Origin of the sequence: Canibacter zhoujuaniae, assembly GCF_011752015.1 — a bacterium.
Classification (GTDB): Bacteria; Actinomycetota; Actinomycetes; order Actinomycetales; family Microbacteriaceae; genus Canibacter; species Canibacter zhoujuaniae.
Genome location: NZ_JAAIKA010000001.1, coordinates 345,406 through 358,466, shown reverse-complemented (window position 1 = coordinate 358,466; position 13,061 = coordinate 345,406). Strand labels below are relative to the sequence as shown.

At 50.6% G+C, this 13,061-nt stretch carries 10 protein-coding genes; 5 read left to right on the top strand and 5 right to left on the bottom strand.

Annotation, left to right across the window (positions count from 1 at the left end; all coding sequences use genetic code 11):
* Nucleotides 1–146: 146 nt before the first annotated feature.
* The 3 genes from HCQ99_RS01660 to trpB all read right to left on the bottom strand — a co-directional run bounded on the left by HCQ99_RS01660 (nucleotide 147) and on the right by trpB (nucleotide 3,811).
* Nucleotides 147–1,646 carry a tetratricopeptide repeat protein gene (locus HCQ99_RS01660; protein WP_166984906.1) on the bottom strand — a complete coding sequence of 500 codons (1,500 nt, stop codon included), beginning with the start codon at nucleotides 1,644–1,646 and terminating at the stop codon, nucleotides 147–149.
* A gap of 370 nt (nucleotides 1,647–2,016) precedes the next feature.
* The gene (locus HCQ99_RS01655) at nucleotides 2,017–2,406 is read right to left on the bottom strand and encodes an iron chaperone (protein WP_208317140.1); all 390 of its coding nucleotides are present in this window, start codon (nucleotides 2,404–2,406) and stop codon (nucleotides 2,017–2,019) included.
* A gap of 199 nt (nucleotides 2,407–2,605) precedes the next feature.
* Nucleotides 2,606–3,811, bottom strand: coding sequence for a tryptophan synthase subunit beta (gene trpB, locus HCQ99_RS01650; protein WP_166984902.1), 1,206 nt, complete (start codon nucleotides 3,809–3,811; stop codon nucleotides 2,606–2,608).
* Between the two features lie 85 nt (nucleotides 3,812–3,896).
* Between trpB and HCQ99_RS01645 the strand changes: the two genes are divergently transcribed.
* Both HCQ99_RS01645 and HCQ99_RS01640 read left to right on the top strand, forming a co-directional pair.
* Complete coding sequence (locus HCQ99_RS01645) at nucleotides 3,897–4,745, top strand: aldo/keto reductase (RefSeq protein ID WP_166984900.1); 849 nt, start codon at nucleotides 3,897–3,899, stop codon at nucleotides 4,743–4,745.
* 56 nt (nucleotides 4,746–4,801) lie between these two features.
* A complete protein-coding gene (locus tag HCQ99_RS01640) occupies nucleotides 4,802–5,401 on the top strand; it encodes an ANTAR domain-containing response regulator (protein WP_166984898.1) in 600 nt (199 codons plus the stop codon).
* A gap of 53 nt (nucleotides 5,402–5,454) precedes the next feature.
* Here the strand turns inward: HCQ99_RS01640 and HCQ99_RS01635 are convergent, their stop codons facing one another.
* Entirely contained in the window at nucleotides 5,455–5,889 is a 435-nt protein-coding gene (locus tag HCQ99_RS01635; RefSeq protein ID WP_166984896.1) for a hotdog fold thioesterase, read from the bottom strand.
* An 86-nt stretch (nucleotides 5,890–5,975) separates the two neighbouring features.
* Here HCQ99_RS01635 and polA point away from each other — a divergent pair, with 86 nt between their 5' ends.
* Nucleotides 5,976–8,663 (top strand): DNA polymerase I, encoded by a 2,688-nt coding sequence (polA, locus tag HCQ99_RS01630; RefSeq protein ID WP_166986447.1) that lies wholly within the window; start codon nucleotides 5,976–5,978, stop codon nucleotides 8,661–8,663.
* A gap of 55 nt (nucleotides 8,664–8,718) precedes the next feature.
* On the opposite strand, the gene HCQ99_RS01625 is transcribed toward polA, so the two are convergent.
* The gene (locus HCQ99_RS01625) at nucleotides 8,719–9,633 is read right to left on the bottom strand and encodes a cutinase family protein (protein WP_166984894.1); all 915 of its coding nucleotides are present in this window, start codon (nucleotides 9,631–9,633) and stop codon (nucleotides 8,719–8,721) included.
* A 132-nt stretch (nucleotides 9,634–9,765) separates the two neighbouring features.
* On the opposite strand from HCQ99_RS01625, the gene HCQ99_RS01620 reads away from it, so the two are divergent.
* Together HCQ99_RS01620 and HCQ99_RS01615 are read left to right on the top strand one after the other, a co-directional pair.
* The gene (locus tag HCQ99_RS01620) at nucleotides 9,766–10,404 is read left to right on the top strand and encodes a TetR/AcrR family transcriptional regulator (RefSeq protein ID WP_166984892.1); all 639 of its coding nucleotides are present in this window, start codon (nucleotides 9,766–9,768) and stop codon (nucleotides 10,402–10,404) included.
* 18 nt (nucleotides 10,405–10,422) lie between these two features.
* Nucleotides 10,423–12,984 carry an MMPL family transporter gene (locus HCQ99_RS01615; protein WP_166984890.1) on the top strand — a complete coding sequence of 854 codons (2,562 nt, stop codon included), beginning with the start codon at nucleotides 10,423–10,425 and terminating at the stop codon, nucleotides 12,982–12,984.
* Nucleotides 12,985–13,061 lie beyond the last annotated feature (77 nt).

The following is a 13,061-nucleotide window of genomic DNA, read 5'->3' as shown; positions in this document are numbered from 1 at the left end:
CGCAACCGTTTTGGTAAAGTCTTCACGAGTCGCTGATAACGCTCAAACATTGAAATCATATTCATAGCTACTCACCTATATTTAGAAAATGTTGAGTACATAACTTACTGTTGCTGAAACAAATTTTTTTACCGTCATACCGTTAGTTATTCAGCTTTGTTTAAGACTAAAGCTTCACCAATAAGCTCATCATTTGGGAAGCGCGTTTGGAGATGTTTTAGTTCTACATATACATCCAGGCTTGGGTCGAGAGCACTCCTAGCCTGGGCGAGTAGTAACTCTGCTTCAGCTCTAGACTTCACATCTAATTGCGCTTGTGCGACGCGGTCTCTAAATTGAATAGTCCATTCAGGTGTATCCGCCTCATATGATGCTCTCAACATATCTAGCACAGCCATATCATCTCCAATATTTGCTGCTTTTGCATATTCATCTCTAGCCCGAAGCGGATCCCCTAACTGCATGAGAATGAATCCGAGGAGACGATATGCCTCAGGCATGCTTGGATCGATTTCGATTGTCCGTCTGGCCTCTTCAGCAGCTTCCTCAAATCGACCCATATCGCTCAAGAATGATGCGAGATCCTGGTGGTATTCGGCAAATAGAGGATCCATCGCAATCGCCTCGCGAAACAACCACTCTGCCTTTCGGAAGTCTCCCATCGACGCTATAACGCGAGCTAAGTTCGATGTCAGCACCGTATGATGTAGTTTTTCTGCATACCCAGACCCTTGAAGCGAAGCGATTCCCGCCTCGAGTACTGCTTTAGCCTCTGCATATTTCCCCTGTCGGAATAGCAGTAGAGCCATACCGTTGCGGTTAAAAACGCTCTCGTATGTTGTCTGCGGGGTTATCGGGAGTCCTTTAAGTCTGCTCCAGGCTCGGTTAAGGTTTTCTGCAGCACCTACCGGATCCAGTAGAGCTCGCGGATTGTGTCGCGCTTGCAGCATTGCAAGAGAGTAGCGAGCTCGTGCTTCATCAATAGCTGAAGCTGTGAGCCATTTCTCCCAGATTAGTTTTGCCATCCCAGTATCGCCCTGCAAAGCGTATGTGATTCCTAGTGCGTCTGCTAAGGCGGTCTCAATTTCACTGACTACACTAAGGTAGACATCAGCTATAAGCTTGGCAGTCCACGAATCACCGTAACTTAAGAGTAAATTCAAGTACTTCGATAGGTCGTTTGAGGTTAGTGTTCCGTCTTTAATACTGGTGATTACACTGTAAAATTTTGATGATTGCTGATCGTATTTAAGCTCATTTGCTTCCAGTTCAAAGCTAATTTCTACCTTGAATTTACCTTTCGCACCTAGCCACTCAACGAACCTGGTATCTGGATCAGCAGGAAATGATGGAAGACGTAAAACGATGTTTTTATCGAGCCTAGAGGCATAGTCATAGGCAATCTGTCTTAACCCTCGGAATACTCTTTCGCTTGTATAGTAACGCAACTGGTCATCGGGTGTTTGGCGATCACTAAGGTTTTCACCTTCTCGGCCTGCACGATGGAACACAGCTCTAGATAGTGGGGAATTTTGCCAGTTTGCCCCTACAAGATCGTCGAGCTCTAATATCAGTGTGCGTATAAGCGAAAGTGGAACAGCCAAATCTGTTCCACTGTAGTTAAGGTTGAAAGTTTCCCCTAGCATTAGAATCTTCTTTGATTAGACTGGGGACTGACCCGGATAGTAATTCCCGGGCCAGTCCAACCTATTTTGGCATTAGATAATAATTAGTTTTATTTCTTTGCCTTATAGCAGTACATGACAGCCATATTAGTCTTTGGTTTTGTAACCTTGCGTGTCTTGATTTTCATAATTTACCTCCTAATGTTGTCAGTTGACATTAAGTAAATATAAAACTAAAGATACACCGTGTCTATCACACTCTGGTTTAAATGTCAAATAAGACTTATGTGCGTGTGCCCATTTTATTAAATTAACTGTATACGGAAACCTGTTTTTAAGTCCGGCTGCATCCTTGACTTTGAAGAGCTCTTATTTCCTAGGCCGTTGGTAACTAACGCCAGAAACCTGTCACTGATTTCTTATCTTCAATATTGAACTCAATTACGCTTCGCAACAGATCATACGGTGGTTCAGCACCCCACGGGATCCGAAACAAGTTTGGCGTATAGGATAATTTCAGTTTCTTCAGTGATTCTTCGCAATACGCGATGCCAGCCTGCTCCGGTGACACCGACAGATGTTTAGAAGCAAAAGACAAACCGATGATGTATGTGTCATGGTCCGTAAACATGGGCTGATTCCATGCGATCCGCGCCTTAAGGTTTGGGAATTCGCGGTGAATCCACTGAAGAATCTCTAGCGCCTGTGCTCTGTGTGCGGGAACCTTAATCTTCGCCAAAACAGGGGAGAAGAATTCCTGCAAAATTTCTCCCTGAGACATTTCAACAGTCATAGTTCCAAGTATTACACGGAGAAATGCCGTCATTAGCTAGTTGGGATTGGGATCTCACCGGTCAGGTGAGATCCCAGAAAACCACGAAACAGCAGAAGCAGTTCCTTCAATCCAGCTGAACTGTCGTGATTAGTTTCTGAAAAATGTGCCGACAGCAGTCTGCACTGCTTTTTGATAAACAGTGAGCCTACAGACCGAGTTTTTCGGCAACGTAGTCAATATCTTTATCACCACGACCCGACAGATTCACAATAATAATCTTGTCTTTATCAAGGGTGGCAGCCAGTTTTAGCGCGTAGGCAACGGCGTGACAAGACTCAAGCGCGGGAATAATGCCCTCATATTTACACAGCGCCTTAAACGCTTCGAGCGTCTCAGCGTCACTCGCTGTTTCATAAGTCACACGCCCCTCCTGCTTCAAGAAAGCGTGTTGCGGGCCGACGCCAGGATAGTCGAGACCAGAGGCGATAGAGTGCACCGGAGCGGGGGAGCCCGACTCATCCTGCAACACCAGTGTCTGCATCCCGTGAATCACACCGTCTGTGCCGAAGGTTATAGTCGCGGCGTGCTCACCGACAGTGTTTAAATCTTTACCGGCCGGCTCCACCCCATAAATTGCGACCGACTCATCGTCAAGAAATTCGGTAAACAAACCAAGCGCGTTTGATCCGCCCCCAACTGCGGCAACCAGTGCGTCTGGCAGACGACCCTCGTGCGCAAGAATTTGCTCTTTAGCTTCGCGCCCGACGATCGACTGAAAGTCACGCACCATATTTGGGTACGGATCAGGGCCAACCACCGATCCGATAGCAAACATAGTATCTTCATAGTCGCGCGCAAAAACATCGAAAGCAGAGTCTACTGCCTCTTTCAGCGCACCCCCACCAGCGACATTTTCACCAACTGGCACAACTTTTGCACCCAGCAGCTGCATGCGCACCACATTAGGTCGTTGCTTCGCAACATCGATAGCACCCATATGAATTTCGCACTCGAGCCCAACCAGCGCCGCAGCAGTGGCGAGCGCGACACCGTGCTGGCCGGCACCTGTTTCAGCAATAACCTTCTTTTTGCCCATCCGTTTTGCGAGCAGAGCCTCGCCGATACAGTGGTTGATTTTGTGTGCACCGGTGTGATTAAGATCTTCACGCTTCAAATAAATCTTTGCGCCACCGGCATGTTTCGAAAGTTTCTCAGCAAAATAAAGAGGTGATGGACGACCGACGTATTCGGCGAGTAACCGCTCCCACTCTGCTATGAATTCCGGATCTTTAAGCGCCTCAGCATAGGCCTCCGCAACCTCAGCAATTGGGCGTTCTAACTGCGGCGGCAAGAAGCGCCCACCGTAGTTTCCGAAGTATCCCTGTGCGTCCGATTTCTTAAAACTCACCATGAGTATGAGTATATTCCTGCACAGCACGGGAGTGAGGCGTGCGACACCCAGGATAATGCAAGCAGTTGCCTGATAAATTGACGCTATGAGTATCAATAATCCAGTTTCCCTTGCAAACGGCAACACTATTCCAAACGTGGGGTTTGGAACCTTTCAGACACCCCCTGACGAAACGAAAACAGCCGTTGCCGAGGCGATTAAAGCTGGTTACCGCCATATTGATACCGCAGCAATTTACGGTAATGAGGTTGGTGTGGGTGAAGCGGTGCGTGAGAGCGGCGTTGGCCGAGGCGAATTTTTTATCACCACAAAAGTTTGGAACACCGAGCGCGGCTTTGAAAAAACTCTCGCTGCAGCTGAAGGCTCACTCGAGAAGCTAGGTCTTGATTATGTCGACCTGCTGCTTGTGCACTGGCCAGCAAACTACCTGCAGTTTGGCGCGGAAGCAAAAGCATTAAATGCTGATACGTGGCGGGCATTCGAGCACCTTTACGAGCAGGGCAGAGCAAAAGCTATCGGAGTCTCAAACTTTATGGCGCACCACCTAGAAGCGCTTGAAGAAACCGCAAAAGTGCGGCCGATGGTGAATCAGATTGAGGTGCACCCGGGTTGGTATCAAGCAAACGCCATAAAATGGTGCCAAGATCACGATATTGTGGTGGAGGCTTGGAGCCCGCTCGGGCAGCAGGCTGTGCTAGCGCATCCGGTGCTCCAGGAGATTGCAGACCGTCACGGTAAAGAAACTGCACAGGTTAGCTTACGTTGGGCATTGCAACACGGGCTTATTCCACTGCCGAAGTCGGTTACCCCCGCTCGCATTAGGTCAAACACTGAGCTATTTGATTTCGTTCTTTCTGTGGAAGAAATTCAGGCTATAGACAAGCTTGAAAACATTGGCGGACCGTGCCTGCGCCCAGATGATGTTTTGTTTTAGTATTTGAAATTAATAAACACAGTAGTTTCGAGTCCCCGACTAGATGGAAGGTAATCATGAGTGAAACGAGCGCGCAGCGTCGTGTAGTGGTTGCAGAAGATGAATCATTGATTCGTCTTGATATTGTTGAGACGCTAAAAGATAACGGCTACGACGTTGTTGGCGAAGCCGGCGACGGTGAGGAAGCTGTGCGCCTTGTAGAGGAACTGCACCCCGACGTTGTTGTTATGGATGTGAAGATGCCGAAGCTTGACGGCATCTCAGCAGCCGAGAAAATAAACAAGGAACGCATCGCCCCGGTGGTGCTGCTGACCGCCTTTAGCCAGCGGGAATTGGTAGAGCGTGCAGCTGAAGCGGGAGCGCTTGCCTATGTTGTAAAACCATTCACTCCAGACGATTTGCTTCCTGCAATAGAAATCGCAGTTTCCCGTTTCCAGCAGATTCTAACCCTTGAAAACGAGGTGCAGGATCTGGCAGAGCGCTTTGAAACTCGCAAACTTGTGGATCGTGCGAAGGGTATCCTAAATGACAAAATGGGGTTGAGCGAGCCAGAAGCATTCCGTTGGATTCAGAAGGCATCGATGGATCGCCGGCTGACAATGCAGGATGTTGCCAAAACCATTATTGATCAACTGGGTGCTAAGAAAGACGACTAGTTCTTAACTAAATAAGTGTGGCGCGTCCTTCGGGGTGCGCCACACTTATTTAGTTAAGGTTTTCTCTCAAGCTTTTTATAAAAGTTGGTGATCCGAATTGTTGAGCAGCGTTTACCATCACTATCACGGGTTATAACTATCTCATGCACAGTGAGTGAGCGGCCAACGTGCACCGGCACGCAAACACCAGTCACCGTGCCACTAATAGCCGAATTAGTGTGAGTTGCATTGATGTCAACGCCCACCGCGACGTAGCCTTCAGGGGCGATGAAGTTTGCGTGCATTGAACCGAGAGACTCACCGAGCACAACATAAGCACCCCCGTGCAAAAGTCCGATCGGTTGCGTGTTGCCCTCTACAGGCATTGTCGCCACTGCGCGCTCAGAATTAAACTCTTTGACTTTAATACCCATTCGCTCAGCCAACCTGCCGAATGTGCGTTCCGCAGCCCATAACATGCCGTCTTTAACCTGCTGATTCTCAGCCATTACTGACCTTTCTAACCGGAAGGTGATTATAAACTCACACACTGGAGCGGTAGCCTTGAAGTGTGTCTAATACAAAGCCTACCTTGATGATTATCGACGGCCACTCACTCGCGTTTAGAGCCTACTACGGGGTGCCGGTAGAGCGCTTTCAGAACTCTGAGGGGCAGCACACCAATGCGATTCATGGTTTTATCGCGATGCTGCTTGCCCTGCTAGAGCAGTACGAACCAGATGCGTTAGCGGTGGCTTTTGATATTTCAAGGCACTCATTTAGAACTGAGGAATATCCGGAATACAAAGGAAATCGCGGTGAAACTCCGGAGGAGTTTAAAGGGCAGGTGCCACTTCTAAAAGAGGCGCTTGCCGCCCTCGGCATCATCACACTCGAGCAGGAGGGGTTTGAAGCTGACGATATTCTGGCGACGCTGTCTGTAATTGGGCGCGACAACGGATATAGGGTGTTGGTGGTTTCTGGCGACCGCGATACTATCCAGCTAATCAACGATGATGTAACCCTCCTTTATCCGGCAGCGCAGGGCGTAAAAAAGTTAAAGGAGTATGACGCTCAGGCGGTGAAAGAAAAATATGACGTCTACCCGCACCAGTATCAGGATTTAGCTGCGCTTGTCGGTGAGACCAGCGATAATCTTCCGGGGGTGCCGCTTTGGGGGCCAAAAACAGCTGCTAAATGGATCAATCACTACGGCTCACTCACAGAAATTCTGGCCCATCGTGATGAGATCAAAGGCAAAGCCGGTGAAAATTTGCGCACCTTCGTCGAAAACGCTGAGCGCAACCGACGCTTAAACGAGCTGAGACGTGATTTAGATTTACCCGTCGTGATTTCACAGTTAGAGCGACAGCCTGTTGATATTTCAGCTGTAACAGAAATTTTTGGCAAGCTGGAGTTTAGAACGCTGCTGACCCGCGTAAAAAAGTTTGCCGGCCTCGATAGTAATGGTACTGCCGTAGCTGATGATGCACATAGTGCAGCGGGGCAGCGATCCTCTAAAGTTGCGTTTAGTAATGACAGCGCGCAGGCACCTACGCCGCAGGTTTTTACACCACCGATTCACCTCATTGACGAAGAGCTGGTGACATGGTTAAAGAAGGCTGACAGGCCTGCGCTCTATTTTTGGGATATTAATCGCGACGGTGTAATTCGAGTGGGCGTTGCGGCGGCAAACGGCACAGTTGAATTTGACTGGAAACCGGGCACTGCTGACTACCGTGAGTTTGAAACATGGCTGAAAAGCGAGCAAGAGAAAATCGTATTCGACGCTAAAGCGTTGCTGCACCTGCTTGCTAAATTAACAACCCCAGAGCTTGGAAATTTCAGCGATGCCCAGCTGCTGGCCTCTATTTGGCGCCCTGATTTCACAGACCGTTCATTTAAGGGGTTTGCAAAGAAGCTGTTGCAGTTTGAAGTTGTTGAGCCTGATATGAGTCAGCTCGTGCCAGACCTTGAGGCTGCAACCGGTGCAGCGAAGCGCGCCTGGCTGACACGTCAAATTCACGAGCGAGCGCTTGAATCACTCCACGATGCGGGGCTGAAGCTCTATTACAGCACTGAACTGCCACTTGTGAAGGTGCTGTTTAACCTTGAACACAGGGGAGTTGCGATAGATACACCGCTGCTTGCAGCGCAACAGGCGGAGCTGCGCGATGCAATCGCAGAGTACGAACAGCGTGCCTATCAGGTGATCGGTCGTGAGGTTAATCTAGGATCGCCGAAGCAGCTGCAGACGGTGCTGTTTGACGAACTACAGATGCCAAAGACCAGGAAGATTAAGAGCGGATTTTCTACAGATGCGGCATCACTGCATGAGCTGCAGGCAAAGAGCCCGCATCCGTTTCTGGATGCGCTGCTAGCACACCGTGAAACAACCAAGCTCTCACAAATTATCACCTCGCTTGAAGAAGCGGTCGCAGCTGACGGTCGCATTCACTCCACGCTCTACCAGGTGGGGGCGGCAACAGGGCGCTTAGCGTCTAACTCGCCAAATCTGCAAAACATTCCAACCCGTTCCGAAGCGGGTAACAGGATTCGCGGAGCCTTCACACACGGTTCCGAATACATTGGTCTGTTGACCGCAGACTACTCCCAGATTGAAATGCGGGTGATGGCGCACCTCTCTGAAGACCAGGCGCTCATCGAAGCGTTCAATGACGGTGAGGATCTGCACCGTTCAGTTGGTGCACGAGTCTTCGGAGTTACAGCAGCGGAGGTCACTCCTGTTATGCGCGCAAAAGTGAAAGCGATGTCTTACGGTCTCGCTTATGGTTTGGGCCCGTTTGGGCTCGCCAAGCAGTTGGGGATCAGCCAAGCTGAAGCGAAACAACTGATGACAGACTACTTCGCACGATTTGGAAAAATTCGAGACTATTTGATGCAGGTAGTGGAAACAGCTCGGGCTGACGGCTACACAGAAACACTTTTTGGGCGCCACAGGCCATTCCCAGAGCTAAATTCACCAAATCGTGTGCTGCGGGCAACCGCAGAACGTGCCGCCTTAAACGCTCCAATTCAAGGCACCGCAGCTGACATTATTAAAATCGCGATGCTGAAAGTTGAAAGTGAAATTGCGGCTGCTGGGCTTAAATCGCGAATGCTCCTCCAAATTCATGACGAACTAATGTTTGAAGTGGCGCCGGGAGAGCGCGAGGTTTTGGAGAAGCTGGTGCGTGACAAGATGGCCTCGGCCGCAAAACTTGCTGTGCCGCTGGAAGTGTCGGTCGGCTTTGGTCCAGACTGGCAGCAGGCGGAACACTAGCGAGACTCCGCAGGCTGATAAGTGGGAGGCATCAAAAGTCAAATAGATGCTGCGATTATTTAGCGTCTAAGTGATCGAGAATAAACTCCACTCCCTCTTCACGCATACCGTTATCGAAGTAGGCGATGTGCCCTTCTTCATTAAATGAGTCGCGAGTTTGGCAGACAATATCTTCGGCTACACAAAAAGAGCGTATACGATCCGCCGCCCTGTCTAATGCGCCCGGAAGCCGCGGCAGAGCGCCATCAACCGACTCTTTGAAGGTGCCGTAAGCAAAAGAGTCTGACCCGAGGAAGCGGGGATCGCCGTAAAAAATGATCGCTTTCACCCGGTCGAGTGCGGCATCTGAGATGACACCGACGCCCCGCCCTAAGAGACGAGAGTCAGGGTCTGTAAGCGCTTCACCAATTACATAGGCGCCCTGCGAGTAGCCAATGAGAGCTATCTCTTGTTTTGGGCACTCTGTGCTGTGCATCTCAAGGATGTCAATGAGCTTCCGCATGCCTTCGGGTGCGCTCTCGCCAAACTCAGAGCTGGCCGGGTAGTCAACGTCGATTAACTCATAACCGACTTTGCTTGCTGCTGAATCAAATGCAGAGCTTGCATCACTGTCAGACTGCGAAGTTTCAGATTGAGAGCGTTTAGAGTCACTCTCAGGTTTGAAGGGATCGCTCTTTTTGTCTTCTGACGCCTCCAGTTTCTTTTTCAGCATGTTTGAAATGCTGACGACCAGACTTTTTTCACCGTACGGTTCTGCCGTGCCGCGCACAGTCACCGTCAGCACATCGCTGCAAGTCTCAGGAACTTCGGCGGTGGTGTCAGGAAGCTCTGCCAGCGTCCAAGCAGTGCCGGCCACTGGCAGGTCTGTTTCAGATACTTTTTCGAGTGCAGCAACTTCGGCAGCAGCGGCAACACCGGGTGTGTGTGTCGAGCAGGCAGACACTAGGAGGATGCTGCACAGTGATGCCATTAAAGCGGCAAATTTTGGAGAGTGTGAAGCTGGGCGCATAAAAATTAATAATAGGACGAAATAGCATCTTGCTGCGGAAATAAACTGCATTTCCTCCTTGCACTGAGTGCATTTGAGGATTACACTGGATGTATGGAATCGTTGTCACCACTCGGTGTGCCGAAATCAAAAACTGATGCTGCGCTATTAATTGTTGCCGCAGCTAATCGTTTGATGCGCGCAGATAACAACGCATTCTCCGCTACTGAATTGGCTTCGGCGGCGGGTGTCTCGCGACGAACCGTATTTAATCACTTCGCCTCACTCGATGATGTAAAAGTTGCGGTTGCCTTAGAGCATGTGCGTGAATTTACAGCGTCGTTTTTGCAGTCGCGCGGCGAATCAGATCCGACGCCCTACGCTAGCTACTCTGAAGCAATTACCGATCTTGAAGCACTGCTGCGCAGCTCTAAACTGCAGAATCTGCTGGTGACCCTGGCGCAGATGCTCGACTGGCGTGAGGGCTCTGATAGGCAGAGCAATGCAATGTTTGCTGACTCAGTGCGGTTGCTCGTGCAGGAGGCAGTGCATCAAAAATTCCAGGTTGTTTCTCCCAGCAAACGACTGGAAGTGATCTTTTTTGCCGCTACTCTGCATGTCTATCTTGCTGAATCTGCACTGTTGTGGCTTGCAAATTTCCGAGATTCACCAGAAGCTGATGCTCATTGGCAAGAGCTGATCTCGGTCGCAATTGATCTTTTGCGTGGTGCCTTTGCGCGCAAATCGTTTTAGGTAAATAAAGTAGGACTAATGGCTAAATTTCTTTACAAACTCGGTCGGTTTGCAGCACAAAAAGCATGGGCTGTCATTCTTATTTGGACGGTCGTGTTGGCTGCCGGCGTTGGGTCTTTCTTCGCCTTTTCTGGCACTCTCACGAATGCGGTAAACATTCCGGAAACAGAAACTGAGAAGGTTGCGGATCAGATCGCTGCTGAGATCCCTGAAGCTGCCGGTGGTTCAGCAGTTGTTGTGCTCAAGGCGAAGAGCGAATTTACAGCCGATCAGCGGGCGGATCTTGCCGCTCTTTTCAGTGAAGTTTCTGATTTACCAGGTGTTGACCGCGTGGTTGATCCCTTCGCTACCGAGGCTGATCTCATGCAGCAGCGAGAGCAGGTGACCGCAGGCGAAGCGCAGATTGCGGATGGCCGCACACAGTTGAATGCCGGAGAGCAGCAGCTTACTGCAGCTGAGACTGAGCTAAAGGCTGGTCGTGACCAGGCGGCCGCCGGTCGCAGCCAGCTTGAAGGAGCCATCGCGCAACTGCAGGCAGCTGGTATCGATCCGCAAGCAAATCCGCAGATAGCCGCACAAACTGCACAGCTTGAGGCCGCAGAAGAACAGCTGAAAGCAGGAGAAGAGCAGCTTAATAGTTCTAGAGCAGAGCTAGAGGCACGGAAAGCAGAGCTTCAAGCCGCAGAAGAGAAACTTACACTCGGTAAGCAGTTGCTTGACTATGCCGCAGACGCGCGGGTTATTTCAGACAGTGGCACCACCGCGCTTGTCAACGTTGTGCTTGAGAAACAGTTCTATGAACTGTTAGACACTGAGCGGGACGGCATTGTTTCAGCTTTTGAAAACGGTGTGCCCGATGGGGTAGACGTGCACTTCAGCCAACAGCTGGCCCAGACAGTGCCAGAACTTATCGGTGTTGGTGAAATAGTTGGTCTTGCGGTAGCGATTATTGTGCTGCTTGTGCTGATGCGTGCGGTGCTGCCGGCTGTTATCCCAGTGCTCAGCGCGATCGTTGGTGTCGGCGTTGGTGTAACCGCCTCGCTGTCGCTCTCAGGAAGCATCGAGATGATGTCGGTGACCCCCGTGCTGGGCATCATGCTTGGGCTTGCAGTTGGTATTGACTACTCACTTTTCATTATTAACCGTCATCGCAAGCAGCTTGCACAGCGTGTGCCGCTTTTGGAATCGATCGGATTGGCGAATGGAACCAGCGGTAACGCAGTAGTTTTTGCCGGTATTACGGTTATTATCGCCCTCCTAGCTTTGGGCACCACCGGAATTCCGTTCCTCGGCCTGATGGGCTATGTTGCAGCGGGCTGTGTCGCTATTGCGGTGCTTGTTTCAATCACCCTCACCCCAGCGTTGCTCGGTTTAATCGGAATGCGTGTTATTAGTCGTGCCGATCGTCGCAAGGCTGCCGCGGGCCAGTTCCGGGATGAAAAGCCGGTGCGGGAGATGTCTCGCGGCCGGGCAATCGCCTCGGTGCTACTGCCGGTGGTTGGGCTTGGGCTCATCGGGTTACCTGCGCTTGGTATGAAGCTGGGGCTGCCAACCGGAATTTCAGAGCCGGCAGAAACCACACAGCACAAGGCGTATGTTGCAATCGCTGAGGAGTTTGGTGAGGGTGCAAACGCGCCGCTTATTGTTGTTGCAAATCACAAACCTTTGAACGAGAGTGATTTTGCTGATGCTGAAGCAATTGTGCTGAAGAATCAGGCTGAGACTGCCGGAAAGCTGGCTGATCACGACGCGGTTGTTGCTGTTGCCCCAATCGCTAATAACATAAAGACCGGCACATACGCCTTCCAAGTGTTGCCTTCGGGAGATCAAGACGCAGATACGACCCGTGCGCTCGTGTCAGAACTGCGTGATGAGGGATACGGTGTTGCAGGCAACGCCTCTGCTGCTATTGACGTATCCAATAAATTGCAGGCGGCGCTCCCCGTATATCTTGCGCTGGTTGTCGGATTCTCGCTGATTGTGCTGATTCTGGTGTTCCGTTCGATTCTGGTGCCGCTGATAGCCACAGCAGGCTTCGTGCTTTCTTTGCTTGCAACCCTCGGCGCGATGACCGCGATTTATCAGAAGGGTTTTCTCGCTCAGGTATTTGCGGTGGATCACCCAAGTGCGATTATCGCCTTCCTGCCAATCATTGTGATCGGTATCCTGTTTGGTTTGGCGATGGATTACCAGCTCTTTATCGCTAGCGGTATGCGCGAAGCCTATGTGCACGGCACACCCGCAAGGCTTGCTGTGCAGAAGGGTTTGCGTCTGGGACGCTCGGTTGTGATCGCCGCAGCTCTGATTATGATGAGTGTTTTTGGCGGGTTTATCTTCAGTGCCACAACCATGATCCGTGCCGTTGGTTTCGGCCTCGCATTCGGAGTTCTTGTCGACGCCTTTGTGGTGCGACTCGTTCTGATGCCAGCACTGGTGCACCTTGTCGGTAGTAAAGCCTGGTGGTTGCCGAAGTGGCTGGATAGGTTGCTCCCAAATCTTGACGTTGAGGGCGAAACCTTAAACCGCCAACACACAGACGCGCAAATGCTTGAAAATACGCATAAAAGTGCGGTAAACTGAACCGTCACGTTTGTGGCAGTTTAACTATGTCCATTAGTTCTAATCGCAGTCCGCGCCTAGAACCCGATTTGTATCCA